Origin of the sequence: Arthrobacter sp. QXT-31, from assembly GCF_001969265.1 — a bacterium.
Classification (GTDB): Bacteria; Actinomycetota; Actinomycetes; order Actinomycetales; family Micrococcaceae; genus Arthrobacter.
The window spans coordinates 4,289,497-4,316,131 of sequence record NZ_CP019304.1 but is presented as its reverse complement, the minus strand read 5'-3'; the positions used below and the strand labels follow the sequence as shown (position 1 = coordinate 4,316,131).

Here is a 26,635-nt window from a genome sequence, read left to right as displayed (position 1 = left end):
CACCATCCATTCTAGGGCGGGCCGGGCACCTGAAACGGCCGCGCGCCCGTGAAATCACTCACACAGCATCCGGGCCCGCATGGGATCTGGCGAAGCCGCTTAGGCCGGGTGCCACGATGCCCGCGTCCTCAAGGATCATGTCGACGGCTTTTTCCGCGATCATGATGGTGGGCGCCTGCGTGTTGGCACTGATCAGCCGGGGCATGATCGAGGAATCAACCACCCGCAATCCCTCCAGCCCATGGACCTTCAGGCGCGGGGAGACGACAGAATCGTCGGTGGTGCCCATGGCACAGGTGCCGACCGGGTGGTAAGAGGTCCGTCCGTAGGAGCGCACGAAATTCACGTACTCGTCCCGGGTTGCCACCCGCGAGCCATCGCCGATGCGCTCCGCCTTGATGAACGGAGCAAGTGACGCCTGCCCCATGATCTCCCGGCTCTGCCGTACGCCGGCGATCGTTATCTCGAGATCGTAGTCGTCGGCGAGGTACCTCGGGTCGATAAGCGGTGCCCTTGTGGGGTCAGATGATGCGACGCGGACCGTCCCCCGGCTGCGGGGGCGCAGGAAGTACGAGTTCAGCGTCGCCCCGAACCCGGGCCGGAGGGATGCAATCCCCGGCTCCGACCTCGCCGCAGGCAGGAAGTGGAACTGCAGGTCCGGGGTCTTCTCCTCCGTGTTGGCATAACTGAAGCCCCCGGCCTCGACCAGGTTGGACGCGAACGGTCCGGAGCGGAAGGCCACGTATTCAAGGCCGGCCAGGACGGTTTCCGGGCACACGCGGTTGAACCGGTCCAGGCTGTGGTTCTCGGTGAGTTCATAGATGATGTCCAGGTCAACGTGGTCCTGGAGGTTCTTCCCGACGCCGGGCAGCGCATGGACTGTTTCGATTCCGGCGGCGGCGAGGTCAGCGGGGTCGCCAACGCCTGAAAGCTGAAGTAACTTCGGCGAACCGAAAGCGCCGCTGGAGAGAATCACCTCACGCCGTGCGGTGTAGGTTCGCGCCACTCCGCCCTCGATCGACTGAACGCCGACGGCACGGCCATGCTTGATGATCACCTTTGCGACGGTCGCGTTGACGCGGATAGTGAGGTTGGGCCGGCCGCGCGCAGGTTTCAGATAGGCGACCGCCGCGCTGCACCGGCGCCCGTTCCTGGTAGTCGTCTGGTAGAAGCCGACACCGTGCTGCCGTTCGCCGTTGAAGTCCCGGTTGTAGGGCAGCCCGAACTCCTGGCCTGCCTGCACGAAGGCCGCGGACAGAGTGTGCGGGCGCCCGAGGTCTGAGACGCCGAGGGGTCCATGAGTTCCGTGGAGAGGCCCGGAGAGTCTGGCATTCGATTCCGAGCGGACGAAATACCTAGACACCTCAGCGCCGGACCATCCCTCGCACCCGTAGTCCGCAACCCAGCCGTCGTAGTCCTCGTTCACGCCGCGGGTGAAGACCTGGGAGTTGATGGACCCGCCGCCGCCGAGTCCGCGGCCTTGAGGCAGCGGGATGCTGCGGCCGTTGCTGTACTTTTGTGGAACGGTCCGGTAATCCCACTGATAAGGGCCTCCCTTGAGACGGGGGAAGCCCGCAGGAATATGGATGAACGGGTGGTAGTCGGACCTGCCCGCTTCAAGCAGGAGCACGCGGACCGACGGGTCTTCGGTCAGCCTGCCGGCCAGGACGCTGCCGCCCGTTCCGCCCCCGGCGATCACATAATCGAATGCTGAGTCATCCGGCACGTTGGCTCCTCAACCATCATTCATGCACCGAGGCGTTCACTGAAGTGTCGGGGGTAGCCGATGTGATGTCAAGCACAGATTTGCAGCCGAGGCCGGTTGGAGCTTGGATGGATGGGTTGACCGATACGCCGGGTTCTGTGCTCCCGAGCCGTTGCCAGCGCGGGAGTAGCGGCCATCCATCTACGAGCGCCGTTGCCGACGCCCTCCAGCGGCCTACCCGGGCACTCGGGCGGGCAGCCCTCAAACGTGCCCTGTCTGGCCTTGCTCCGGGTGGGGTTTACCTAGCCTTTCCGGTCACCCGGAAAGCTGGTGGTCTCTTACACCGCCGTTTCACCCTTACCTGTTTCGTGCCGCTTTCAAATCGGCGCGACCCAGGCGGTCTGTTTTCTGTGGCACTGGCCTGCGGGTTACCCCGAGTGGGCGTTACCCACCACCCTGCCCTGTGGAGCCCGGACGTTCCTCGAGCCACTTGCGTGGCGCGCGGCCGCCTGGCCAACCCATCCTGCTGTCCAGTCTACGGGCTTTCCTGCGGTGCCGGACGCACGCCGGTTCCGGGGCTTATGATCGGGAAATGGACACGTCGTCCTCCCCGCGGCCGTCCTTTCCACGGCGCCGCCTGCTGCAGCTGGCAGGGATCTCTGCCGCACTGACCGCGGCCGCCCCGTCGGCCTGCACAACCCCGCCGCCACCGGTTCCGGTCCCCGATGTGCCGGTCCCCGATGTGCCGGTCCCTGATGTGCCGGTCCCTGATGTGCCAGTGCCCGAGGTGACAGGCCCGGCAACGACGGCGGGCATCCCGCCGCCTCCCCCATCTGCCCTGCTGCCGTCCACGATATCGACCCGGACCGGCGCATTTGTGTCCCGCTTCCGTCCATCGGTGAGAACGCATTGGTCGCTGGCCGTGCCGCTTCCGGAGCAGGCCAACCAGTTGCTGCCGGTGGCGGTCTTCCTGCACGGGCTGGGTGGCAGCAGCGAGGTTCTGCTGCGGGACCTCGCCGCAGACGTGGCCCTGCAGCGCCATCTCGACGACGGCGGGATGCCCTTTGGTATTGCCGCCGTAGACGGCGGCGACTCGTGGTGGCACGCCCGCGCCGACGGCAGCGACACTCAGTCGATGCTGGTGCTGGAGTTCCTCCCGTTCCTGGCCGAGCAGGGGTTCGACCTCGGAAGGGTCGCCCTGTTCGGCACGTCAATGGGAGGTTTCGGCGCTCTCCTTCTGGCGTCGCTCGGCAGGGTGACCGGGCTTCGCGCCGTTGCTGCCATGAGCCCGGCTGTCTGGTCCAGCTACGAGGCGGGGATGGAGGGCGCCTTCGACGGCCCCGCCGATTTCGCCGCGAACAACGTTTTTGCGCTGCGGCCGAGGCTTGCGGCCATTCCCAAACGGATCGACTGCGGCAGCGAGGACGATCTGGCCCCGGCAGTGCGCGCATACCGGTCGGGCCTTCCCGGCCGCGTGGAGGGAGGCTTTGGCCCCGGCGGCCACGACGCGTCCTACTGGCGCTCCCTCATGCCTGACGTGCTGGACTTCCTGGGCCGTCATGTGGGGCGCACGCGGGACTGAGCGCGCATGCGCCGGCCGGTAAGATCGTACGGTGCTGATTCTGCTCCCCCCGTCTGAAGGCAAGACCCCTGCAGTCCACGGTGACGCCATGGACTGGACTTCGTTGAGTTTTCCTGTGCTGAACACCTACCGGGCCAAGGTGCTGGACGCGCTGGGGACAGTCAGCGCGCACGAGGACGCCCTCGCGCTCCTGGGCGTCGGAGCCTCGCTGAGGGACGACGTCGAGCGCAATACCCGGCTCCACGCCGAACCGGCGGCCCCCGCGCACCAGGTGTATTCCGGGGTGCTGTACGACGCGCTCGGCTACAAATCGATGACGCCGGCGCAGCGGCGCCGTGCGGATGAGTCGGTGCTGGTCATCTCCGCGCTGTGGGGCGCCATCAGGTTCGCCGACTCCGTGCCCGCCTACCGGCTGTCCATGTCAACGGCACTGCCCGACGTCGGACGCCTTGCCTCATTCTGGAAACCGCAGCTGACCGATGCCCTCGGGAGTGTGGCCGAAGGCCACCTCCTGGTCGACTGCCGCTCCAGCACCTACGCCGCCGCCTGGGCTCCGCCGCCGGCGGGCACCGTGACCGTCAACGTCTTCACGGAGGTAAACGGCGCGCGCAAGGTGGTCAGCCATTTCGCCAAGCACACCCGGGGCGAGCTGGCGCGGCACCTGCTGACGCGGCGCGGCAAGGCCCCGGCCACTCCGGAACAGCTGCGCACGGCTGCAGCCGAAAAGTGGCAGGCCGAGCTGGTCCCGGGCACGGCGCGCAAGGCCCACGCCCTGAACATCATCCTGCCCAACTGACTCGCACTTAATGTCGTTTTGAGGGCTCAGAACGACATCTAATGCCAGTCAGTTGGGTGCGGCGGTCAGACCCACTCGGCGGAGCGCACCAGGATGCAGCCGGAGTCCGGGCAGAACACGATGTCGTCCTCGGCGGCGGCCTTGATCTCGGCCAGGTCGCCCGGGCTCAGCTGCATGCCGGACCCCTCGGAGGTGCCGTGGAAGAGGCGCGCCGCGCCCACTCCGCGGCGGGCCAGCGTCTTCTCGTACACGGCAAGCATTCCGCCGTCAAGGCCCGCCGCGAAGGCCGCGCGCCGGGCGGCCACCTCGTTCTCTTCCGCGGTGACTTCGGCCAGGGCGGCGTCAAGCTCCGCCCGGATCACGCCGAAGGAACCCTGGATGTCGTCCACGATGCTTTGCTGGGCGGCCTGCCGTTCGCGCAGGACATCCAGCCGTTCGAGGACCTCCAGTTCGACGTCCTCCAGGTCCGAACGGCGCTTGTTGAGGGAAGCAATGTCCTTCTGCAGGGCTACGAGGTCCTTGGACAGGCCGGTGCCGCTGTTGAGCCTGGCCTCGTCCTTTTCGATCCGCGTTGCCACCTGCTCCACGTCTGCCTCGGCACGCTTCAGTTCCGCTTCGGCGTCGTGGACGGCGAGCTTCGCGGCGCCCAGTTCCCCGTTGGCAACGTTGAGGGCGGCTTCGAGGTCGGTGATCCGGGGATCGTTTTCAAGGCTGCGGCGGCGGTTGGACAGTGACTTCAACCGGGCGTCGAGGCCCTGGAGCTCGAGCAACTTCAATTGTTCCGCCGGTGCTGCCTTGGCCACGTTTTACCTCCGCTTGATCCCATCCGGCCGCCGGCCGGCACCCCTGTGGGGTTTCCTCGACTCTAGCGCCTAACGGGCTCCCCAGCCTCGCTACGCATCCCCACCGGCTCCCAAACCTCGCTGCGCTCGGTGCGGGCCCCTCGCCGGCGTGGGCCCTGTGATGGACTTCGCACGCCAGGCTTAGCCGGGAGTCAGTATGAAGTCCCACGGGTCGCTGTTGGTGGTGCTGACGCGGATCTCGACGTCGAGGCCCTGGTCCGTGAGCACGTTGCCCAGCGCCTCGGCGGCGGCCGGTAGCCATAGCCATTCGCTCGCGAAGTGCGACACATCGATGAGGTAAGGCCGGCCGTTCACAGCGGCCTCCCTGGCTTCCGAGGCCGGATGGTGGCGCAGGTCCGCGGTGACATACAGGTCCGCGTTGCTTGCCCTCACCTCGTCGAAGAGGGAGTCCCCTGCCCCGCCGCAGACGGCAACCCGCTGCACCAGACCGTCCTTGTCCCCGGATACGCGCACTCCGCCGGCCACGGAGGGGAGGATGCCGAAAACACGGGCGGCGAAATCGCCCAGGGTCATCGACTCGCCGAGGTCCCCGACGCGCCCTATGCCCTCCTCCGGAAGACCGTCGGCTGCCGGGGTCAGCGGCGATACGTTCTGCAGGCCCAGAGCGTCGGCCAGCACATCCGAAACACCGCCCACGGCTGAGTCGCCATTGGTGTGGACGGTCAGCAGCGCCGTGCCGGATTCGATCAGGCGGTGGACGGCCCGGCCTTTGGGCGTGTTGGCGGCAACCGACGTGACACCTTTGAGGAGCAGCGGATGATGGGTGATGAGCAGTTCCGCGCCCCATTCGACGGCCTCGTCGATGACCTCGAGCGTGGGATCGACGGCGAACATGACGCGCGTGACTTCAGCGGAAGGATGGCCGGCCACCAGGCCCACTTCATCCCACGCCTCCGCAAGCGACTCCGGCCAGAGTTCCTCCACGGCCAGCATCAGCTGCCCCAGGGTTGCAGCTGCGGGTGACTCGGCGGCGTCGGGAGCTTCTTCCGGTTCCGCTGCAACGTCGCTGTTCACAGGTTCCATACTCATATTTTTACCCTACAGTCGGCTCTGGCCCCTGACTGGCAGATGACTCTAGGGTGGTCCGCGGGAATCATTGACGCGGGCGAACCATTGAAGAGGACATGAAAACTTTTGTGCTTGGTGGGGGCTGCTTCTGGTGCCTGGACGCCGTCTACCAGAAAACGAAGGGCGTCACGTCGGTGGTTTCGGGATACACCGGCGGCCATGAACGCGACCCCGACTACTACTCGGTCTGCTCCGGCACCACAGGGCATGCCGAGGTGGTGGCCGTGACGTTCGATGAGGAGGTCATCCCGGCCGAGGTCATCCTGGACATGTTCTTCGCCCTGCATGATCCCACTACGCTCAACCGCCAGGGGTACGACGTCGGCACCCAGTACCGCTCGTCCATGTTCTATGAGACCACCGAGGAAAAGATCCTTTTCGAGGAGGCGATTGAGCGGAACCAGGCACTGTGGTCCCGGCCGATTGTGACCGAGGTCAGCCGGCTTCCTGTCTTCTATCCGGCGGAGAACATTCACCAGAACTATTACGCCAAGTTCCCGGAGCAGGGCTATTGCCAGGTCATCATCAACCCGAAGCTGGCCAAGGCGCGGAAATATTACTCTGCATGGCTTAATGCGTAGCAGGGGCGCCGATCCCATAGTTAGGCTGACCAAAGTATTCCCTCCTGAGAGATAGGCGCAAGTACACATGGCACGGATCTACGACGATGTAACACAGCTGGTGGGCGGCACCCCGCTGGTCAAGCTCAACCGCCTGACGGAAGGCCTGGACGCCACCGTTGCGGTCAAGCTTGAGTTCTACAACCCGGCCAACAGCGTCAAGGACCGCATCGGCGTCGCAATCATCGACGCTGCCGAGAAGTCCGGCGCACTGAAGCCCGGCGGAACCATCGTCGAAGGCACCTCCGGCAACACCGGCATCGCCCTGGCCATGGTGGGCGCTGCCCGCGGCTACAAGGTCATCCTGACCATGCCGGAAACCATGTCCACAGAGCGCCGCGTCATGCTCCGCGCCTTCGGTGCCGAGATCGTGCTGACCCCGGGTTCCGAAGGCATGCGCGGCGCCGTGGAAAAGGCCCAGGAAATCGTGGCCAACACCGAGAACTCCATCTGGGCCCAGCAGTTCGCCAACGAAGCCAACCCGGAGATCCACCGCAAGACCACCGCTGAGGAGGTCTGGGCCGACACCGACGGCAAGGTCGACATCTTTGTCTCCGGCATCGGCACCGGCGGCACCATCACCGGCGTCGGACAGGTCCTGAAGGAGCGCAACCCGGACATCCAGATTGTTGCCGTGGAACCCAAGGACTCCCCCATCCTGAACGGCGGCACCCCCGGCCCGCACAAGATCCAGGGCCTCGGGGCCAACTTCATCCCGGAACTCCTGGACACCAACGTCTACGACGAGGTCCTGGACGCCACGCTGGAGGACTCCGTGGCCGTGGCCCGCGAGCTCGGCATTAAGGAAGGGATCCTGGGCGGCATCTCCTCCGGCGCCATCGTCTGGGGCGCCCTCGAGCTGGCCAAGCGCCCGGAGAATGCGGGCAAGCTGATTGTGGCTGTCGTTTGCGACTTCGGTGAGCGTTACATCTCCACCGTGCTCTATGACGACATCCGGGGCTAGGCCTTAGCCAGCCGCTTTCCGTTTCCTGTAGAAAGAACTTTGTGGGTTTCTTCGCAAGACTTAAGGAAGACCTCGACGCCGCCCGGTCACACGACCCGGCGGCTCGAGGTTCTTTTGAGAACTTTTTCGCCTACTCCGGACTGCACGCCATCTGGGCGCACCGGCTGACGCACAAGCTGTGGCAAAACCCGTCCACGCGGTTCCCTGCCCGGCTGATTTCGCAGCTGGCGCGTTTCCTGACCGGCATCGAGATCCATCCCGGCGCCACGATCGGACGCCGCTTTTTCATTGACCACGGCATGGGCGTGGTCATCGGCGAAACGGCCGAGATCGGCGAGGACGTCATGATCTACCACGGCGTCACGCTCGGCGGCCGTTCCCTCGCCAAGGTCAAGCGCCACCCCACCATCGGGGACCGCGTCACGATCGGCGCGGGCGCCAAAATCCTGGGCCCGATCAACATCGGCAACGACAGCGCCGTGGGGGCGAACGCCGTCGTGGTCAAGGACGCACCGGCCGAATCCATCATCACGGGCATCCCGGCAAGCTGGCGGCACCGCGACGCGCAGCGGGAGACCAAGCCCGCCGTTGACCCGGCAGAGTATTACATCGAGTACCGGATCTGACCCCTGCCTGGGGTTTGGACCCCAGGCAGGCGGTGCGCTTCAGCACGGACACACGAACGGCCGGCCTCCCGGAGAAATCCTGGAGGCCGGCCGTTCCTGTGTTATGCCGCGGGTGTGGCTAGTGGGTGTCCACTGCCTCGATCTCGGACTTGTCCTCGCCCCACAGGGTGTGGAACGTACCCTCGGCGTCAACGCGGCCGTAGGTGTGGGCACCGAAGAGGTCGCGCTGGCCCTGGATCAGGGCGGCGGCGACGCGCTTGCGGCGCAGGCCGTCGTAGTAAGCGAGCGACGACGAGAAGACCGGAACCGGAATGCCCAGCTGGACGGCGACGGCCACAACACGGCGCCAGGCCGGCAGGGCGTCGGCGATGGCCTTGGTGAACGCGGGAGCGAACAGCAGGTTGGCCGGCTTTTCGTCGGCAGCGTAGGCCTTGGTGATGTCCTTGAGCAGCTCGGCGCGGATGATGCACCCGGCGCGCCACAGGGAGGCGATCTCGTCCAGCTTGAGGTCCCAGCCGTATTCCTTGGCAGCGGACGTCAGCATGTCCAGGCCCTGCGCGTAGGAGACCAGCTTGGAGGCGTACAGCGCCTGGCGGACATCCTCGACGAAGGTCTCGGGGATCTCCACGGTTGCCTCGTTGCCGGCCAGCAGCTCCTGGCCCAGCTTGCGCTGCTCGGCCTGTGAGGACAGCGCACGGGCAAACACCGATTCGGCGATGCCGGAAACCGGCGAGCCAAGCTCCAGTGCGGAGATGACCGTCCAGCGGCCGGTGCCCTTCTGGCCGGCTGCGTCCACCACGACGTCGACAAACGGCTTGCCGGTCTTGGCGTCCACGTGGCCGAGGACTTCGGCGGAGATTTCGATCAGGAAGGAGGACAGGTCGCCCTTGTTCCATTCAGCAAAGATCTTGGACTGCTCGGCGGGCTCGATGCCGGCACCGGAGCGAAGGAGGTCGAAGGCTTCGCCGATGACCTGCATGTCAGCGTATTCAATGCCGTTGTGGACCATCTTCACAAAGTGGCCGGCACCGTCCGTGCCAACCCAGGCGCAGCAGGGTTCGCCGTCGACCTTGGCGGAGATCTTCTCCAGCAGCGGGCCGAGGGCCTTGTAGGACTCCTTGGAGCCGCCGGGCATGATGGACGGGCCGTTGAGGGCGCCTTCCTCACCGCCGGAAACGCCGACGCCGACGAAGTGCAGGCCCTTGCCGGCCAGCGCGGCTTCGCGGCGGCGGGTGTCCTCGTAGTGCGAGTTGCCGGCGTCGATGATGATGTCGCCCTCTTCCAGCAGCGGAACCAGCTGGTCGACGACGGCGTCAACAGGAGCGCCTGCCTTGACCATGATCAGGACGCGGCGCGGCTTTTCGAGGGAGTTGACCAGTTCCTCGAGGGATTCGGTCCGGACGAAGTCGCCCTCGTGGCCGTGCTTTTCGAGCAGGGCGTCGGTCTTGCCGACCGAGCGGTTGTGCAGGGCAACCGTGAAGCCATTGCGGGCAAGGTTGCGCGCCAGGTTGGCGCCCATCACCGCGAGGCCGGTGACACCGATCTGTGCTGACATCAAAAACTCCAATTCAGTGTTTGCATTGAGCAGGTCGTGAATAAAGCATATATATTCGTGGTCGAAGGCGAAAGGGTGTGACCACTCCTTGGACGCAAACCGCGCCGGAACGAGTCTATGGTGTGCGGCTGTGGCGGGGCCGACAGTCCCCCGGGCGCGGGCAACAAAGCTTCCCGGCGCGATTATGCTTACCACTATGTCAACCAGCCTCCACCACCGTGCCGTCGAGCACCTGGGTACCAGAATCGTCGACGGCAGCCTTCCGCCAGGACATGTGATGCTGGCGGAGCAGCTGGAGGACGAACTGCAGGTATCCCGGTCGGTGATCCGGGAAGCGGTCCGCGTGCTGCAGTCCCTGGGGCTGGTGGAGACCACGAAACGCGTCGGCATCAAGGTCCTGCCGGCGCACCGCTGGAACCCGTTCGATCCGCTGGTGATCCGGTGGCGGCTGGCCGGGGAAGGGCGCGGCGCCCAGCTGCGTTCCCTCGCGGAACTCCGCTCCGCCGTCGAGCCTGTGGCCGCTGAACTGGCGGCGGTGAATGCGCCGCAGGAACTGCGGCAGGAGCTGCTCGACGTTGCCCTAGCGATGCGCGACGCCGGGCAGGCCGGCGACGTGCCCCGCTTCCTTGAGCTGGACATCCAGTTCCACTCGCTGCTGCTCAGCGGCTCGGGCAACGAGATGTTTGCCAACCTTGTGGGCCAGGTGGCCGAGACCCTCACCGGCCGCACTGTGCATGGCCTCATGCCGGACCGCCCCAGGGACCTCACCCTGCAGTGGCACCTGGACGTGGCCAAAGCCATCTTTGACGGCCAGGCACCGGAGGCCCGCGAGGCGTCCAGCCGGATCATGCGCCGCACCATCTCCGAAATGGAGCCGGTGTGGGTGGAGCAGCCGAGGGTATTCGTTCCACTGCAGCGGCGGACGCAGTCCGCTTAGCCCTCTTTGCGGGCGCGGCCGCCGCTGAGCCTGCGCCGTCAGCCTCCGAAGTTGAGGAGGACTTTGCCGGATTGGGCGGAGTTGCGGGCGGTGTCGAAGGCTTGGAGGGCGTCGGTGACGGGGTAGTCGTGGGTGATGACCGGTCCGATGTGCAGGGTGCCGTCGGCGAGGGCGGTGATGACCTGGTCGATTTCGTTGTTGAACCGGAACGAGCCCTTGAGGTCCAGTTCGCGGGTGATGGCCAGGGAGATCAGGACCGGCTGGGGTCCGGTGGGCAGCAGCCCGACCATGACCACGGTCCCGCCCCGGCCCGCGCCCTGGATCGCGGAGGCCAGGCCGTGGTGGTTCCCGGAGGACTCGATCACGACGTCGGCCTGCACTCCGGCGATCTTGTCGTTATCACCGGCGTGCAGGACCTCGTCCGCGCCCACGGCCGTGGCGATCTCCAGCGGCTTTTCGTGCATGTCGACGGCGACGATCCGGGCCGCCCCGGCGCGTTTGAGCACGGCGACGGTCAGCGCCCCGATCGGGCCACTGCCGATCACGAGGGCGGTTTTGCCGGTGACGTCCCGGCCCGGGACACCGCATGCCACGCCACACTGGCCGGTTCGATCAGCGCCGCGGTCCGCAGATCCAGGGTTTCGGGCAGGGCGCGGAGCATCCGCACCGGCAGGTTCACGTACCGGCTGAACGCCCCGTCCGTGTGCGGGAACCGCGCCGCCGAGCCCAGGTACGTGCACCCCGGCGACAGGTTCGGCCGCTCCACCGGGTACTTCACCGTCCCGTCCCCCGGGCCCGGGGTCGCAGGGTGCACCGCCACCGGCGTCCCCGCCGCCGGGCCGGTCCCGTCCGCCGCGGCCCGCACACCCGGCCGCTGATCTCATGCCCCAGGACCAGGGGCGCCTTCAGGATCGATTCCCCGGCCGCGCCGTGCAGCCAGTAATGCAGGTCCGACCCGCAAATCCCCCCGTACAGGACCTCCACCACCGTCTCACCCGGCCCCGGCGCTGTGACCGGGAGGTCATCGATCCGCAGATCCCCTTGCCGTGCGCCACCACCGCCGGACCCGAGGCCGGCAGCGCTTCCACTGCTGCTGCTGTTTCTGCTGTGCTGTGTGTTGTTGTCATCAGACCACCACCGTCATTCCGCCGTCGATAAAGATCGTCTGCCCGTTCACGAAATCAGACCCGGACGAGGCCAGCCACACCGCCGGGCCGGCCAGGTCCTGCACCGTGCCCCACCGCGCAGCCGGAGTCCGGCCCAGAATCCAGGCGTTGAACTGCTCATCGTCCACCAGGTTCTGCGTCATCTCCGTATGGATATACCCCGGCGCGATCGCGTTGATCTGCAGCCCGGAACCGGCCCACTCCGCGGTCATCGCCCGGGTCAGGTTCCGCAGCCCGCCCTTCGCCGCCACATACGGGGCGATCGTGGGCCGGGCCAGGTCCGTCTGCACCGAACAGATATTGATGATCTTCCCGTGCCCCCGGGCCACCATGTGCCGGGCCGCGGCCCGGCCCACCAGGAACGCGCTGGTCAGGTCCGTCGACAGCACCCGCTCCCAGTCCGCCACGTCCAGCTCCAGCATCGGCACCCGGTGCTGGATCCCGGCATTGTTCACCAGGACCTCCAACGGGCCCACGTGCTCCTCGACCCACGCCACCCCCGCCTGGGCTGCGGCGTCGTCCGTGACATCAAACGCCACACTGTGCACCCGCCCCGGCGCATAATCCGCAGCCATCACCGCCTCCGCAGCCTTCAACCGCTCCGGATCCACCCCGTTCAACACCACCGTCGCGCCCGCGTCAGCCAACCCCCGCGCCAGGGCGTTACCAATCCCCCGGCTCGAACCCGTCACCAAAGCAACCCGCCCGGTCAAATCAAAAAGTGAAGTCATGAATCAGTCCCTTCTGTGGCGCGCACTGCGCCCGTCCTGCTGAGGTTGGAAATGGTCTGCCGCACAACGGCGAGGTCCTGGTCGCCAAGGCCCTGCCGTTTTAGTTCGGCATACAGCTCGACGCCGGCCCGGGCCATCGGGACGGCGCTCCCTGCGGCATCTGCCGACTCCACGACGAAGGACAGGTCCTTGTGCATGAACTTGGCCGGGCCCGTGGGGGCGTAGTCCTTCCGGGCAATCCGGGGGCCCACCTGCTCCAGGACCCGGCTTCCTGCCAGGCCACCGGAGAGCACCTCGTAGAGGGCCGCGACATCGACGCCCGAACGCTCGGCGAGCTCGGCAGCTTCGGCGAGCGCCGCCGTCGTCGTTCCCACCACCAGCTGGTTGCAGGCCTTTGCCAGCGATCCGGCGCCGAGCGGGCCCAGGAGCCGCACGGTAGTGCCCATGGCCTCGAAGAACGGCTGCAGCCGGCGGAAGTCGGCCTCATCGTCCGCACCGGCCATGATGGCGAGGGTGCCCTCGATGGCTCCCTTCGTCCCGCCGCTCACCGGGGCGTCCACCACCACGGCGTTGCCCGAACTGGCCTCCTGGACCTTTTGCCCGAAAGCCTTGACCGCAGTGGGGGAAACGCTGCTCATGACCACCACTGCCGTGCCGGCCGCCGGCGGTGCCGCCTGCCAGCTCGCCAGCAACCCGACCGCCGCGTCCTCGATGTAGGCGACGTCAGGCAGCATGAAGGCGATCACCGGCTCGTCCCTGAGCTGCTCCACACCCCCGGCGGCCGACCCGCCGACGCGCCGGAAGTCCTCCAGCGCGCCAGGCGACCGGTTCCACGCCGTAACTGTCCAGCCCTTCTTCGCCAGGTTCGCCGCCATCGGCGCCCCCATCAGCCCCAGGCCCACAAAGCCAGCCCTCTGTATCTCCATGTGCAGCGAACCCTCACTTCGTCGTGGCAACGTCTGGTCTATATCCGAAAATCTGTTCAGTATTCTAGCCCCTATTCAGTATGATGAACATCATGACGACTGAAACCACCGTCGCGATCGCCGTCCCGCTCGAAGCCGAGTTCGTGGAACGCATCCGCGCCGTAGATCCCTCCGTAACCGTTCTCTACGAACCCGACCTGCTGCCGCCAGAGCGGTTCCCCGCAGACCACGCCGGCGACCCGGACTTCAAGCGCACTCCGGAGCAGGAGGACCGCTACTGGGAGATGCTGGGCAAGGCCGACGTGCTGTACGGCTTTCCGAACGAAAGCCCCTCAGGCCTGGCGCGGATCGCGAAGGAAAACCCGCGCCTGCAATGGATCCACGCCATGGCGGCAGGGGCCGGCGGTGCAGTCAAGGCCTCCGGCCTCGATGCCGCGACACTGAACAAGTTCAAGGTGACCACCTCTGCCGGTGTGCACGCCCTGCCCCTCGCGGAGTTTGCGGTGATGGGCATCCTCAACGGGTTCAAGCGCACCGCGGAACTCGCACAGGACCAGGCCGCCAAGGCGTGGCCGGAGCTCCGCACACCCACCAGGCTGGTCAACGGGTCCTCGCTGGTGATCACGGGGCTCGGCGAAATCGGGCTGGAAACTGCCCGCATCGTCCGCGCCCTCGGCATGAGGGTCAGCGGGACCAAACGTACCGTGGAGCCGATCGACGGCATCGAGGAAGTGGCGGACAACAGCGGACTGGCCGGCCTGCTCTCCTCGGCAGACGCCGTCGTGAACACCCTCCCGGGCACCCCCTACACGGAGAAGCTTTTCAACCGCGAGGTCTTCGCCGCGATGAAGCCCGGCACCGTGTTCGTGAATGTGGGCCGCGGAACGGTGGTGGATGAGGACGCACTGCTCGAGGCGCTGGAGAACGGCCAGGTGTCCTACGCCTGCCTGGACGTGTTCGCCGTCGAACCGCTGCCGCAGGACAGCCCCCTCTGGAACCACCCGCGTGTGATGGTGTCGCCGCACACCTCGGCGCTCAGCGCGGCCGAGAACCGCCTGATCGCAGAGCGCTTCTGCAGCAACCTCAGGACGTTCCTCGACGGCGGCGAACTCCCCCACCTCGTGGATACGGTCCACTTCTACTAAACCCTCCAACCAGACCGCCTGCCGCAGGGCTCCTGCGGCGGAAGCACGGAGAGCCGGGCAGCCCCAAGGTTGCCCGGCTCTCCTTTTGCGTCCTCCCCCACGCCTGAGTTGTTGTCCCAGCGCGAACGTACACTTGTGGCCCCAAACCCAAACGCGAACGTACAGCTGTGGCCCCATTCCGCTTGGGAACTGGGGCCACAGCTGTACGTTCGCGCTGCGTGGTTTCCGGCTGTGCGCCGTCCTAGCGGGCGTCCTCGATGGCAACCAGGTCGCGGCCAACGGTTTCCGGCGTGAAGAAGGTGCTCACGAAGGAGATCAGGGCAAGGATCAGGGAGTAGAGCGCCAGGACAAGCCAGGAGTAGCCGGTGGCTGCCAGCAGGGCCGCTCCCACCAGCGGAACCAGGCCGCCGGCCAGTACAGCGGAGAGTTCCCGGGCCATGGCAACACCGGTGAAACGGTACTGGGAACCGAACAGTTCGGGCAGCAGCGGGCACTGCGGACCCAGCATGGACTGCACGCCAAGGGCGATGCCCACCACCATGACCACCCAGACCAGCGTGACGTTGCCCAAAGTCACGAGGTAGAAGGCCGGGAAGGCGATAACGGCCTGGAACAGGGCGCCATAGCGGTAGACCGGGACGCGGCCAAAGCGGTCGGACAAGGCACCGAAGGTGACCACCATGAGGGCGGCAAAAGCCGCGGCGATCAGGAGGCCGACGGGACCGATGAACTTGTCGCCGGGAAAGACGCCTGCCGGGGCTGCAAGGAACGCCACCAGCAGTGCGGAGTAAATGGATGAGTTTCCGTTCTCACCCATCCGCAGGCCGATGCCCACCAGGACGTTCTTCTTGGAATGCTTCCAAAGCTGGCCCACGGGGTTTTTCACGACGTTCTTGTGCTTCTCCAGCTCCTGGAAGACCGGGGTTTCCTTGAGCCGCAGGCGGATGAAGACCGCGATGACGATGAGGACCACGCTGGCCAGGAAAGGCACCCGCCAGAGCCAGCCCTCGAGGACAGCCTTGTCGGCGGTCGCAATAAGGGCGAAGGTGCCGGCACCCAGGAGGGTGCCCAGCTGGATGCCCACGAACGGCAGCGAGGCAAAGAAACCACGACGGCGGCGTGGGGCCACTTCCGAGATCAGCGTGGTAGCGCCGGCCTGCTCCGCGCCGGCTCCAAGTCCCTGGAGGATCCGGAGGACCACCAGGAGTATTGCGCCGACCATGCCCGCCTGTTCAAAGGTCGGCAGCAGGCCGATCGCGAAGCTTGCGGCTCCCATCAGGCCGATGGTCAGGATCAGCACCATTTTCCGGCCGAAGCGGTCTCCGATGTAGCCAAAGACGATGCCGCCGAAGGGGCGGGCAGCGAAGCCTACGCCGTAGGTGGCGAATGATGCGATCAGCGCGCCCTCATCGCCCAGCGGCTTGAAGAACAGCGGCCCGAAGATGAGGGCCGATGCCAGGCCGTAGATGTAAAAGTCGTAGTACTCCAAAGCGGAGCCCACGGAGCTGGCAAGCGTTGCCCTCCGCAGCTGTTCCGGTTCGACGACGGCGCCGTCCGCCTCAGCCAGCGGTGAATCAGTACGAGTTGTCACTAGCACTCCCTCAAAGACACCAGGCCCCCGTTGGCCTGGTGGGTAGTGACAACACTATTGCGTCGATCACTATGTTGAACAGCGTACAACATGATGAACGACTAGCCAATAGGCCGGCATGCGCCTAGCCCATGGGGTTTCCGAGGGACCTCGCCAATTCATTGAGCTCCTTGACCATCTGGGCGCCCTGCTCCTGGGAGTACGTAGCCTTCAGGGCAGTCACGGACAGGCCAAGGCTGGGGCCGTGTGCTCCGTGGGTGGGCACAGTCACGGCCAGGCACACCACGCCTGTGGTGGATTCCTCGTCCTCAAATGCATAGCCCTGCTCGCGGATCTGCTGCAGTTGCGCTTTCAACTCCGCTCCCGTGCGCAGTGACTTGGGAGTCAGCACGGGAAGTTCCGCATCGTCCGCGAACATCGCGTCGATGTCGTGGTCGTGGAGCCTCGCGATCAGGGCCTTGCCCACGGCACACAGGGAGACCGGCATCTTGTCGCCGATGTTGGAGGTCAGGCGGACGGCCGGATGGCCCTCATAACGTGCCAAGTAGATGACGTTGGCGCCGTCCAGCATGGCGATGCGCACCGTCTCGCCGGACAGTGTGGGTGCCTGCTCGCAGAATCGGTAGAACTCCTGCACCTCGTCAAGCCGGCTCAGGTAGGCGGCGCCCAACTCAACGAGCTTGCGTCCCAACGTATACTCGGCGCCCTGCCTGCTGATAAGCCTCGCCTCCTCAAGGGCCAGCAGGAGATTCGAGGTGGAGGATTTGGGGATCCCGAGGTCCCGGGCGAGGTCGCTGAGGGTCAGTCGGCCCGTGGCGGATGCTGCGAGCGACTCCAGCACTGCGGCGGCGCGTGTGACGGCCGGCGCCGGGGACGCGCTGCCCAGCCCGTCGTTGGCTTTGGGGGTGCGGGAATCGGCCATGATTCTCCTTTTCGATACGCGCTCAGACAGCGGGGTCGTCGGGTTGCACCGCGCACGAAACCCGGCGCCGATGCCAAAAGCGTCCAGTCAACTGAACACCTCCCATCATACTGGTTGGTTTGCCGTGGATATAGGCATGCGGACGCCACCGCTGTGCGCTGGAAGGCGGAAACCACCGTGTCGGTGGCCGCAATTTAACGGTTTCCTGTTTCCGAAGGTTCACGGTATATTCAATTTCAAGCCTTCCACCGCGGCATCCCCCAATAGTCGCGGTGGAAGGCTTATCCAATTTTCGGACCTATCCGTTTTTCGTTGTTTCGGTCCTTCAGGCCGCGTCCGCCACGGCGCTGCGCAGCCGCCACCCGCCGCCGAGTCCGTCGCGGATGATCTCCATGGTGGTCAGCGCCGATCCGGCGTTGCGCCCCAGCCGGGCCTGCAACCGCCACACTTCGACGTCAACACGGCTCAGTCCCAGCGGCATGCGGCGCTCCGCTTCCCACCAGCTGACGCGTTCAAACCACCGCAGCGGTTCCGCGCCCACCGTCCACTCCTGGCCGCCCCGGATAACAGCGCCAGGCTGCCCGTCGGCAGCAGTCTTTACAAGTACGTGTTCCATGCCGGCAGGCTACGGGCGGGCTCAGACATTTTCGGAAGGGGCCGGGTTCTCCGGAAAGGGCCAGCCGGGAACAGCCACTGGCCGGAGCATCCGAGGGAAACACAAAACCCCGCCTGACCAGCGCTAAGACCTGGTCAAACGGGGTTTTCAAGGTGGGTCCTACCGGGATCGAACCGATGACATCCACGGTGTAAACGTGGCGCTCTACCAGCTGAGCTAAAGACCCAAAAGACGGCTTTTCGCGCCAAAGCGCTTGAACCAACGAACATAGACTCTACCCGAACAGTGCCCTCAAACGCTAATCGGGCGAGCCCGCGGAAAGCGCCGGCAATTCTTCTGCGAGCCAGGCAAGGGACTCGCTGACACCGGCCTCGAGCTTGATGGTGGCGAGGTCGTCACCGCGCGTCTGCCCACGGTTGATGATCACAACGGGTTTGCCTTGCTTGGCGGCGTGACGGACAAACCGCAGTCCGCTCATCACGCTCAGTGAGGAACCGGCAACAAGCAGGGCCCCAGCGTCATCCACCATTGTGTAGGCGCGCTCAACCCGGTCCTTGGGGACGTTTTCGCCAAAGTACACAAAGTCCGGCTTCAGGACACCGCTGCACGCGGGGCAGCGCGCCACCACGAAGCTCCGGATCAGCCGCAGGTCCTCGACTGTGGCATCCGCGTCAGGCGCCATTTCAACGAGGCCGGAATTCATCGCATCATCAAGAAAGTCCGGATTCAGCTCTTCCAAAACCCTGGCGAGCAGCTGCCGCGAGTACGTTCGCCGGCACTCCAGGCAAATCACCTGGTCGAAGCGTCCGTGCAGGTCCACGACGTTAACACTCCCGGCGTCCTCGTGGAGGCGGTCCACGTTCTGAGTGATCAGTCCGGTCAGGAGACCGCGCTGTTCGAGGACTGCGACGGCGGAATGGCCGGCATTGGGGCTTGCCCGCCTCAGGTGGGACCAGCCGATATGGTTCCGCGCCCAGTAACGCTGCCGGTTGGCCGCGTCAGCGACAAATTCCTGGTAGGTCATCGGTGAGCGAGGGGGCGAATCCGGCCCGCGGTAGTCCGGGATGCCCGAGTCGGTGCTGAGCCCCGCCCCGGTCAGAAGGGCCAGCGGCAGCCCGGCCAGCACGTCGCGGATCCCGGCCAGCACCTCGAGGTCGCCGGCCTCCGACTCGATGGCCGGGACGGGCGGCAGACTGGCGAACCCTGTCAGGCCGATGCCGGTCCGCCGCTTGTCCATGGGCTGGCCCGGACGCCTAGGCCTGGGCCAGTTCCGCCAGGATGCGGCGGTATTCGGCGAGGTCGCGGGCCTGGCCTCGGGGATTCACAACCACGTAACGGACCGTTCCGTGGGCGTCGATGATGAAGGTACCCCGGCGTGCCATACCGGTTTCGGGGTCGAACACGCCGTATTTTTCGGCGACGGCGCCGTGCGGCCAGAAGTCGGCCAACAGGCTGAAGCCGTAGCCTTCCTGCTCGGCGTAAGCCCGGAGTGAAAACTTGCCGTCCACCGAGACCGCAAGCACCTCGGCGTCGGCATGTTCGAAGACGGCGAGGTTGTCCCTGATCTCACACAGTTCGCCGGTGCAGATACCGGAGAAGGCAAACGGGTAGAAAACGACCACCACATTGCGTCCGCGGAAGTCGGCAAGCCGCACGGGCTCGCCGAACTGGTTAACCAGCGTGAAGTCCGGCGCCTGTTCCCCCACCGCGGGCACCCCGGCCAGGTCTGCTGAGGCGACGGCCGCGTGGCCGGTCACTTGTTCTTCCTGGTGACAAGGCGCGTGGCGCTCCAGTCCTTGGAGACACCCGCGGACGTGGTGCAGTGCAGCCCCGCGGTGGGTGCTGCGTCCTGGATATCGGAGGGCGAAACATATCCGGGACGGCCGGACTTGGGCGTGAGGACCCACACCACACCGCCCTCGGTGAGGGTGGTCAGCGAGTCGACCAGCGCGTCCACGAGGTCGCCGTCGCCGTCGCGCCACCAAAAGATCACGGCGTCCACGACGTCGTGATCATCCTCATCCAGCAGCTCTGACCCCGTCAGGTCCTCTATGTCATCACGCAAGTCGAAGTCGACGTCATCGTCGTAACCGAACTCCTGAATCAGATCCCCGTCCTTGAAACCTAATTTTTCCGCCACATTAACCGAAGTGGCGGCGTCGGCCTCGCTCACGTGTTCCTCCTGTGCATAGTGATTTCGATTACTCCAAGCCAACACCCTTTGGGCGTGTGCTTCAAGCTACGTGCGCCGCGGTGCGGCTTATTGTGCGTCACACAACAAGTATGACGGTCAAATAGGGCAGGGGGTTCAAGCGCGGCTACGCATCCGCAGTCTGTCAGAGCTACAGTGACTGTTGACAACTATGCCTAAAGGGGCGACCGCCCCGGACTAATAGGCAGTCATACACACGAGATAGAACCCTGCCCGGCGCACATGACCGGGCTGTTGTAACCGATATGACGCACACGACGCGTTCACGCCGGGCAGCTACCCTGCCGGACCTGACTGCGCCGATGAATGCGCGCAAAGAGAGGTTGGACGTGGCTGCAGGAGAAGATACCTCCCATATCCTCAGCGGGTTGACTAACCAGCTGCCTGATCGTGATCCGGAAGAGACCGCCGAGTGGGTTGAGTCCCTGGATGCGCTGATCAGGGAACAGGGCACGGAGCGTGCCCAATACATCATGCGCAGTCTCCTGCAGCGTGCCGGCGCGCAAAGCGTCGGGGTTCCGATGGTGACCACCACCGATTACGTGAACACGATCCCGGTGGACCAGGAAGCGCAGTTCCCGGGCAACGAGGAGTACGAGCGCCGGTACCGGGCGTACATGCGCTGGAACGCCGCGGTCATGGTGCACCGGGCGCAGCGGCCCGAGATCGGGGTCGGCGGGCACATCTCCACCTACGCGGGAGCTGCGACCCTGTACGAGGTCGGCTTCAACCACTTCTTCCGCGGCAAGGACGCCCCCGGCGGCGGGGACCAGGTCTTCTTCCAGGGCCACGCGTCCCCGGGCATGTACGCCCGGGCGTTCATGGAAGGCCGCCTCTCCGAGGAGGACCTGGACGGGTTCCGGCAGGAAAAGTCCAAGGAAGGCCACGCCCTCTCCTCCTACCCGCACCCGCGGCTGATGCCGAACTTCTGGGAATTCCCGACCGTGTCGATGGGCATCGGCCCGATGAACGCGATCTACCAGGCCCAGAACAACCGCTACCTGCACAACCGGGGCCTGAAAGACACCTCCGACCAGCAGGTCTGGGCGTTCCTGGGCGACGGCGAAATGGACGAGCCCGAATCCCGCGGCCTGCTCCAGCTCGCCGCGAACGAGAACCTGGACAACCTGAACTTCGTGATCAACTGCAACCTCCAGCGCCTGGACGGGCCGGTGCGCGGCAACGGCAAGATCATGCAGGAACTCGAGGCCTTCTTCCGCGGCGCCGGCTGGAACGTGATCAAGGTCGTCTGGGGCCGGGAATGGGATGACCTGCTCACCCGCGACACCGACGGGTCGCTGGTGAAGATCATGAACGAAACCCCCGACGGGGACTACCAGACCTACAAGGCCGAATCCGGCGGGTTCGTCCGCGAACACTTCTTCGGCAAAACCCCGCAGACCAAGGACCTGGTCGCGGACCTCTCCGACGACGAGATCTGGAACCTCAAGCGCGGCGGCCACGACTACCGCAAGGTCTACGCCGCGTACAAGGCAGCCACCGAATTCAAGGGCAAACCCACCGTCATCCTGGCCAAAACGGTCAAGGGCTACGGCCTCGGCCCGCACTTCGAAGGCCGCAACGCCACCCACCAGATGAAAAAACTCACCCTCGACGACCTGAAGAAGTTCCGCGACCACCTGCGGATCCCGGTCTCGGATGAGCAGCTGGAGAAGGACCCGTACCGCCCTCCGTACTACCACCCGGGCACCGACGCGCCGGAAATCAAGTACCTGCTGGAGCGCCGCGCGGCCCTCGGCGGTTCGGTTCCGGAACGCCGCTCGAAGCACTCGGACATCGAGCTGCCCGAGGCGAAGTCCTACGAGGTCGCCAAGCGCGGTTCGGGCAAGCAGCAGGCCGCCACCACCATGGCGTTCGTCCGCCTGCTCAAGGACCTGATGCGGGATAAGAACTTCGGCAAGCACATCGCGCCGATCATCCCGGATGAGGCCCGCACGTTCGGTATGGATGCGTTCTTCCCGACGGCGAAGATCTATAACCCGGGCGGCCAGAACTACCTGTCCGTGGACCGGGACCTGGTCCTGGCCTACAAGGAATCCGCCCAGGGCCAGCTGATCCACCCCGGCATCAACGAAGCCGGCGCCGTGGCAGCCTTCACCGCCGCCGGCACCGCCTACGCCACCCACGGCGTCCCCCTGGTCCCGGTCTACGTGTTCTACTCCATGTTCGGCTTCCAGCGCACCGGCGACGCCTTCTGGGCCGCCGCCGACCAGATGACCCGCGGCTTCATCATCGGCGCCACCGCAGGACGGACCACCCTCACCGGCGAAGGACTCCAGCACGCCGACGGACACCCCCCCCTGCTCGCCTCCACCAACCCCGCCGTGGTCACCTACGACCCCGCCTACGGCTACGAAATGGGCCACATCGTCCGCGACGGCCTGGAACGGATGTACGGGCAGGGCTCCGAAGGAGACAACGGAGACCGTAACCTGATGTACTACCTCACGGTCTACAACGAGCCCATCGTCCAGCCCGCCGAACCGGAGAACCTCGACGTCGAAGGCGTCCTCAAAGGCATCTACAAGCTCGCGGACTCCCCCGCCGAAGGACCCAAGAGCCAGATCCTCGCCTCCGGCGTCTCCGTCCCCTGGGCCCTCGAAGCCCAGCGGATCCTCGCCGAAGACTGGGGCGTCTCCGCCGACGTCTGGTCCGTCACCTCCTGGAACGAACTGCGCCGCGACGGCCTCGCCGCCGAAGAGGAAGCCTTCCTCAACCCCGGCAAGGACACCCGCGAACCCTTCGTCACCCGCCAGCTCGCCGGAGCCCAGGGACCTGTCGTCGCCGTCTCGGACTACATGAAGGCCGTCCCGGACCAGATCCGCCAGTTCATCCCCAACGAGTTCGCCACCCTCGGCGCCGACGGCTTCGGCTTCTCCGACACCCGCGCAGCCGCCCGCCGCTACTTCAAAAACGACACCCACTCCATCGTCGTGAAGACCCTCCAGCTGCTGGCAGCCAAGGGTGAGGTTGACGGGAACGCACCAGCGCAGGCGATCGAGAAGTACCGCCTGCTCAACGTGAACGCCGGCACCACGGGCAACGCCGGAGGCGAGTCCTAGTCCCGCGCACCCTGGCCCCGTAAGCCCGGCCAGGGAACAGTCGACGGCGGTCCCCACCCAACGGTGGGGACCGCCGTCGTCGTTTGGCGTACTTCGGGAAGTGCGCAAGGTGCTGTGATGCAGCACAATCGAAGTTGTAGCCTTCGCACAAAATGGAGCTTGTCCCGCGGGCACCGTATGCTCGGATTATGCCCGAGCCGTCCCCTGCCCCTGCACCGCGCAAATCGCCTTCCCGGACCATGACTCCGGAGAAGACGGAGACCCTGAAAAAGCTCAGGGCAAGCGTCGGTCAGTTGTCCACCACCACCATGCGCCAGCTGGAAAAGTCGCTGCCGTGGTACAGCCGGCTCAGTTCGGACGAGCGTTCGGCGCTGGGCCTTGTGGCGCAGAACGGCATCGCCGCGTTTGTCACCTGGTATGAGCGCCCGAGCTCCCCGTCCTGGATCCTTTCCGATGTTTTCGGCACTGCCCCGACGGAACTGACCCGGTCGATCAGCCTTCAAAAGGCGCTTCAGCTCATCCGGATCGTGGTGGAAGTGGTCGAGGACCAGGTGCCGGTCATCGCTCCGGAAGCGGACCAGCCTTCCCTCCGCGAAGCAGTTCTGCGGTACTCGCGGGAGGTGGCTTTCGCCGCCGCGGACGTGTACGCCCGGGCCGCGGAGTCCCGCGGGTCCTGGGACACACGGCTCGAGGCCCTGATCGTGGACGCCATCCTCCGCGGTGAAAACACCGACGCGCTGCGCTCCCGAATCGCCGCGCTGGGCTGGAAGGCGCAGGAGCGGTTCACCGTCATGGTGGGGAACTCACCGTCGGAACCCAGTGCCAGCTACGTGAGTGAACTGCGGCGCATGGCGGGCCGGTACGCGGAGGATGCCCTCGTGGGCATCCAGGGCGACCGCCTCATCCTGATCCTGGGCGGCGTGCACGACCGGGAAACGGCGTACGTTAAGCTCAGCGAGATGTTCGCGCCCGGTCCGGTGGTCTACGGAGCGGAGGCAAGTTCGCTGCTGGAAGCCAGCGGCTCGGCGCAGTCGGCCTTCGCCGGGCTCACCGCCGCACGGGCCTGGCCCGCCGCTCCCCGCCCTGTGGCAGCAGACGACCTCCTGCCGGAACGGGTCATTTCCGGGGACGATGCTGCCCGGCGGTCACTCGTGAAGAACATTTACCGGCCGCTCCTCGCGGCATCGAACGGGCTGGTGGAAACGCTCGGCACGTACCTGGAGCTGGGCCATTCGCTCGAGGCGACCGCCCGGGAGCTCTTCGTCCATGCCAACACTGTGCGGTACCGGCTCAAGCGCGTCTGCGACGTCACCGGCTGGGATCCGCTGCTCCCCAGGGAGGCTTTTGTGCTCCAGGCGGCCCTCGTAGTGGGGCGGCTGTCCACTCCGCCGAAGCCCGCCGCCGAGCGTGTTGCCGCGCGGAACACGAACTGAACCGTTGTAGACTTCCTACAACCTGACCCTGTGAGCTTGGTGTACGGAAACACCAATGGATCACCCGGTAATTTGGAAAGCTGGATACGTGCTTGCAATCGTCTGCCCTGGACAGGGCTCACAGACCCCCGGTTTCTTGGCCCCGTGGCTGGAACTGCCTTCCGTAGCAGGCCATCTGGCCTCCCTGAGCGAAATTGCAGGCATTGACCTCACTGCGCACGGGACCACCTCCGACGAGGAAACCATCAAGGACACCGCCGTTGCGCAGCCGCTTATTGTTGCGGCCGGGCTGGTGGCGGCCAAGTCGCTGTTCGACGTCGAACTGAACACGCTTCCGGTCATCCTGGCCGGGCACTCCGTGGGCGAGATCACGGCGTCCGCGCTGGCCGGCGTCCTCACGGAAAAAGAAGCCATGACGTTTGTGCGCGAACGCGCCAACAGCATGGCGGCGGCCGCTGCCGTCACCCCCACCGGCATGAGCGCCGTGGTGGGCGGCGACCCCGCCGAGGTCCTGGCCGCCATTGAGGCCGCCGGCGCGACGCCCGCCAACGTCAACGGCGCGGGCCAGACCGTCGCCGCCGGCACGTTCGAGCAGCTCAAGGTCCTGGCTGAGAACCCGCCGGCCAAGGCCCGGGTAATCCCGCTGAAGGTCGCCGGCGCGTTCCACACCTCGCACATGGCCCCCGCGGTGAGCGCCCTCGAGGCGCTCCGCCCCGAACTGCAGCCGCAGGCGCCTGCGGTGCCGCTGCTGTCCAACTTCGACGGCCAGGAGGTCACGGAGGGCAACGCCGCCGTCGCCAGCCTGATCGCCCAGGTGTCACGGCCCGTCCGCTGGGACCTCTGCATGGAGACCCTCGTGAACCGCGGCGTCACCGGCGTGATTGAACTGGCCCCGGCGGGCACCCTCGCCGGCCTGGCCAAGCGTGGCATGCCCGGCGTCAAGACCGTTGCGGTCAAGACCCCGGACGATCTGTCCGCAGCCCTTGCACTCTTTGCAGAACTGGAAGGACAGGCATGAGCACGCCGGTACTGAAGCAGACCGCGGTCAACCAGCACGCCCGGATCCTGGGCATCGGCGCGTACCGCCCCGACGTCCTGGTCACCAACGAGGATGTGTGCCAGTGGATCGACTCCTCCGACGAGTGGATCCGCCAGCGCACCGGCATCGTCACCCGGCACCGTGCCCCCGCCGACGTCAGCGTGATTGACATGGCCGAGGGCGCCGCCCGCGAGGCCATGGAGAAGGCAGGCATCGACGCATCCCAGCTCGGCGCCGTCATCGTCTCCACGGTGACCCACCCGTACGCCACCCCCTCGGCTGCCGCCAGCCTCGCGGACCGCCTGGGCGCCACGCCGGCCCCGGCCTTCGACATCTCCGCTGCCTGCGCAGGCTACTGCTACGGCGTGGCGCAGGGAGACGCGCTGGTCCGGTCCGGAGCCGCCCAGTACGTCCTCGTTGTCGGCGCCGAGAAACTCTCCGACGTCATCGACAACCGCGAACGCACCATCTCGTTCCTGTTGGGCGACGGCGCGGGCGCCGTCGTCATCGGCCCGTCGGACACCCCCGGCATCGCGCCGTCGGTGTGGGGATCGGACGGCAGCAAGTGGGACGCCATCGGCATGACGCGCTCCATGCTGGACGTCCGCGATCTCGGCCTGGCTGCCCGCCGGTCTGACTCCACCGGCGACCTCGCGCTCCTCGAAGAGGCGCAGGAGCTCTACCCGACCCTCCGCCAGGACGGCCAGACCGTGTTCCGCTGGGCGGTGTGGGAGATGGCGAAGGTTGCCCAGCAGGCGCTGGACGCCGCTGGTGTCGAGGCTGAGGACCTGGTGGCCTTCATTCCGCACCAGGCCAACATGCGGATCATCGACGAGATGGTCAAGAAGCTTAAGCTGCCCGAGACCGTCACCGTGGCCCGGGACATCGCCGACGCCGGCAACACCTCCGCGGCCTCGATCCCCCTGGCCACGCACCGCCTGCTGCAGGAAAACCCCGCGCTGAGCGGCGGCTTGGCCCTGCAGATCGGATTCGGCGCCGGACTGGTCTTCGGCGCCCAGGTAGTCGTCCTTCCGTAGCAATTCCGATAACCAAGC

At 66.1% G+C, this 26,635-nt stretch carries 23 protein-coding genes, 1 tRNA gene, 1 other RNA gene and 1 pseudogene; 11 read left to right on the top strand and 15 right to left on the bottom strand.

Annotated features, from left to right (window positions below; translation table 11 throughout):
* Nucleotides 1-58: 58 nt before the first annotated feature.
* Both BWQ92_RS19690 and rnpB read right to left on the bottom strand, forming a co-directional pair.
* Nucleotides 59-1,726 (bottom strand): GMC family oxidoreductase, encoded by a 1,668-nt coding sequence (locus tag BWQ92_RS19690; protein ID WP_076802458.1) that lies wholly within the window; start codon nt 1,724-1,726, stop codon nt 59-61.
* Nucleotides 1,727-1,834: 108 nt separating this feature from the next.
* Nucleotides 1,835-2,226: RNase P RNA component class A (gene rnpB / locus BWQ92_RS19685), an RNA gene on the bottom strand.
* A gap of 71 nt (nt 2,227-2,297) precedes the next feature.
* Between rnpB and BWQ92_RS19675 the strand changes: the two genes are divergently transcribed.
* Together BWQ92_RS19675 and BWQ92_RS19670 are read left to right on the top strand one after the other, a co-directional pair.
* Nucleotides 2,298-3,287, top strand: a complete 990-nt coding sequence (locus BWQ92_RS19675) for an alpha/beta hydrolase (RefSeq protein WP_157365213.1) — start codon at nt 2,298-2,300, stop codon at nt 3,285-3,287.
* 31 nt (nt 3,288-3,318) lie between these two features.
* Nucleotides 3,319-4,083, top strand: coding sequence for a YaaA family protein (locus BWQ92_RS19670; RefSeq protein ID WP_076802449.1), 765 nt, complete (start codon nt 3,319-3,321; stop codon nt 4,081-4,083).
* Between the two features lie 65 nt (nt 4,084-4,148).
* On the opposite strand, the gene BWQ92_RS19665 is transcribed toward BWQ92_RS19670, so the two are convergent.
* Together BWQ92_RS19665 and BWQ92_RS19660 are read right to left on the bottom strand one after the other, a co-directional pair.
* On the bottom strand, nt 4,149-4,886 hold the full coding sequence (locus tag BWQ92_RS19665) for a zinc ribbon domain-containing protein (RefSeq protein WP_076802446.1): 738 nt from the start codon (nt 4,884-4,886) through the stop codon (nt 4,149-4,151).
* A gap of 180 nt (nt 4,887-5,066) precedes the next feature.
* Nucleotides 5,067-5,969: a Nif3-like dinuclear metal center hexameric protein gene (locus tag BWQ92_RS19660; protein ID WP_076802444.1), complete on the bottom strand. Its 903-nt coding sequence runs from the start codon at nt 5,967-5,969 to the stop codon at nt 5,067-5,069.
* Between the two features lie 101 nt (nt 5,970-6,070).
* Between BWQ92_RS19660 and msrA the strand changes: the two genes are divergently transcribed.
* From msrA to epsC, 3 genes are all read left to right on the top strand, one after another.
* Complete coding sequence (gene msrA / locus BWQ92_RS19655) at nt 6,071-6,595, top strand: peptide-methionine (S)-S-oxide reductase MsrA (protein ID WP_076802442.1); 525 nt, start codon at nt 6,071-6,073, stop codon at nt 6,593-6,595.
* A gap of 67 nt (nt 6,596-6,662) precedes the next feature.
* Complete coding sequence (gene cysK, locus BWQ92_RS19650; protein WP_076802439.1) at nt 6,663-7,598, top strand: cysteine synthase A; 936 nt, start codon at nt 6,663-6,665, stop codon at nt 7,596-7,598.
* Between the two features lie 41 nt (nt 7,599-7,639).
* Complete coding sequence (gene epsC, locus BWQ92_RS19645; protein ID WP_076802437.1) at nt 7,640-8,224, top strand: serine O-acetyltransferase EpsC; 585 nt, start codon at nt 7,640-7,642, stop codon at nt 8,222-8,224.
* Nucleotides 8,225-8,342: 118 nt separating this feature from the next.
* Here epsC and gndA read toward each other — a convergent pair whose 3' ends face one another.
* The gene (gene gndA, locus BWQ92_RS19640) at nt 8,343-9,779 is read right to left on the bottom strand and encodes an NADP-dependent phosphogluconate dehydrogenase (RefSeq protein ID WP_076802434.1); all 1,437 of its coding nucleotides are present in this window, start codon (nt 9,777-9,779) and stop codon (nt 8,343-8,345) included.
* A gap of 196 nt (nt 9,780-9,975) precedes the next feature.
* On the opposite strand from gndA, the gene BWQ92_RS19635 reads away from it, so the two are divergent.
* Nucleotides 9,976-10,716, top strand: coding sequence for a FadR/GntR family transcriptional regulator (locus tag BWQ92_RS19635; protein WP_076802432.1), 741 nt, complete (start codon nt 9,976-9,978; stop codon nt 10,714-10,716).
* A 38-nt stretch (nt 10,717-10,754) separates the two neighbouring features.
* Here BWQ92_RS19635 and BWQ92_RS19630 read toward each other — a convergent pair.
* The 3 genes and pseudogenes from BWQ92_RS19630 to BWQ92_RS19620 all read right to left on the bottom strand — a co-directional run bounded on the left by BWQ92_RS19630 (nt 10,755) and on the right by BWQ92_RS19620 (nt 13,539).
* Nucleotides 10,755-11,843, bottom strand: a pseudogene (locus BWQ92_RS19630) (L-idonate 5-dehydrogenase).
* Nucleotides 11,843-12,613, bottom strand: coding sequence for an SDR family oxidoreductase (locus tag BWQ92_RS19625; protein ID WP_076802429.1), 771 nt, complete (start codon nt 12,611-12,613; stop codon nt 11,843-11,845). The pseudogene BWQ92_RS19630 and the gene BWQ92_RS19625 overlap by 1 nt, the downstream one beginning before the upstream one ends.
* Complete coding sequence (locus BWQ92_RS19620) at nt 12,610-13,539, bottom strand: NAD(P)-dependent oxidoreductase (protein ID WP_076802426.1); 930 nt, start codon at nt 13,537-13,539, stop codon at nt 12,610-12,612. The genes BWQ92_RS19625 and BWQ92_RS19620 overlap by 4 nt, the downstream gene beginning before the upstream one ends.
* An 80-nt stretch (nt 13,540-13,619) precedes the next feature.
* Between BWQ92_RS19620 and BWQ92_RS19615 the strand changes: the two genes are divergently transcribed.
* Nucleotides 13,620-14,684: a D-2-hydroxyacid dehydrogenase gene (locus BWQ92_RS19615; RefSeq protein WP_076802424.1), complete on the top strand. Its 1,065-nt coding sequence runs from the start codon at nt 13,620-13,622 to the stop codon at nt 14,682-14,684.
* 241 nt (nt 14,685-14,925) lie between these two features.
* Here the strand turns inward: BWQ92_RS19615 and BWQ92_RS19610 are convergent, their stop codons facing one another.
* The 7 genes from BWQ92_RS19610 to BWQ92_RS19580 form a co-directional block, all read right to left on the bottom strand.
* Nucleotides 14,926-16,275, bottom strand: coding sequence for an MFS transporter (locus BWQ92_RS19610; protein ID WP_157365212.1), 1,350 nt, complete (start codon nt 16,273-16,275; stop codon nt 14,926-14,928).
* 124 nt (nt 16,276-16,399) lie between these two features.
* Nucleotides 16,400-17,197, bottom strand: coding sequence for an IclR family transcriptional regulator (locus BWQ92_RS19605; protein ID WP_076802418.1), 798 nt, complete (start codon nt 17,195-17,197; stop codon nt 16,400-16,402).
* Nucleotides 17,198-17,522: 325 nt separating this feature from the next.
* Nucleotides 17,523-17,813: a hypothetical protein gene (locus BWQ92_RS19600; protein WP_076802415.1), complete on the bottom strand. Its 291-nt coding sequence runs from the start codon at nt 17,811-17,813 to the stop codon at nt 17,523-17,525.
* Between the two features lie 153 nt (nt 17,814-17,966).
* Nucleotides 17,967-18,039 (bottom strand) — tRNA-Val (locus BWQ92_RS19595).
* A 72-nt stretch (nt 18,040-18,111) separates the two neighbouring features.
* On the bottom strand, nt 18,112-19,050 hold the full coding sequence (locus BWQ92_RS19590; protein WP_076802412.1) for an NAD-dependent protein deacetylase: 939 nt from the start codon (nt 19,048-19,050) through the stop codon (nt 18,112-18,114).
* 16 nt (nt 19,051-19,066) lie between these two features.
* Complete coding sequence (locus BWQ92_RS19585; protein ID WP_083706374.1) at nt 19,067-19,570, bottom strand: peroxiredoxin; 504 nt, start codon at nt 19,568-19,570, stop codon at nt 19,067-19,069.
* Entirely contained in the window at nt 19,567-19,986 is a 420-nt protein-coding gene (locus tag BWQ92_RS19580; RefSeq protein ID WP_003802164.1) for a DUF3052 domain-containing protein, read from the bottom strand. Before BWQ92_RS19580 ends, BWQ92_RS19585 begins: the two co-directional genes overlap by 4 nt.
* 341 nt (nt 19,987-20,327) lie before the next feature.
* Between BWQ92_RS19580 and aceE the strand changes: the two genes are divergently transcribed.
* From aceE to BWQ92_RS19560, 4 genes are all read left to right on the top strand, one after another.
* A complete protein-coding gene (gene aceE / locus BWQ92_RS19575) occupies nt 20,328-23,108 on the top strand; it encodes a pyruvate dehydrogenase (acetyl-transferring), homodimeric type (protein WP_172804313.1) in 2,781 nt (926 codons plus the stop codon).
* A 188-nt stretch (nt 23,109-23,296) separates the two neighbouring features.
* Nucleotides 23,297-24,541 (top strand): PucR family transcriptional regulator, encoded by a 1,245-nt coding sequence (locus BWQ92_RS19570; RefSeq protein WP_076802410.1) that lies wholly within the window; start codon nt 23,297-23,299, stop codon nt 24,539-24,541.
* Between the two features lie 88 nt (nt 24,542-24,629).
* Entirely contained in the window at nt 24,630-25,559 is a 930-nt protein-coding gene (locus BWQ92_RS19565) for an ACP S-malonyltransferase (protein ID WP_172411769.1), read from the top strand.
* Nucleotides 25,556-26,617, top strand: a complete 1,062-nt coding sequence (locus BWQ92_RS19560) for a beta-ketoacyl-ACP synthase III (protein ID WP_076802405.1) — start codon at nt 25,556-25,558, stop codon at nt 26,615-26,617. Before BWQ92_RS19565 ends, BWQ92_RS19560 begins: the two co-directional genes overlap by 4 nt.
* Nucleotides 26,618-26,635 lie beyond the last annotated feature (18 nt).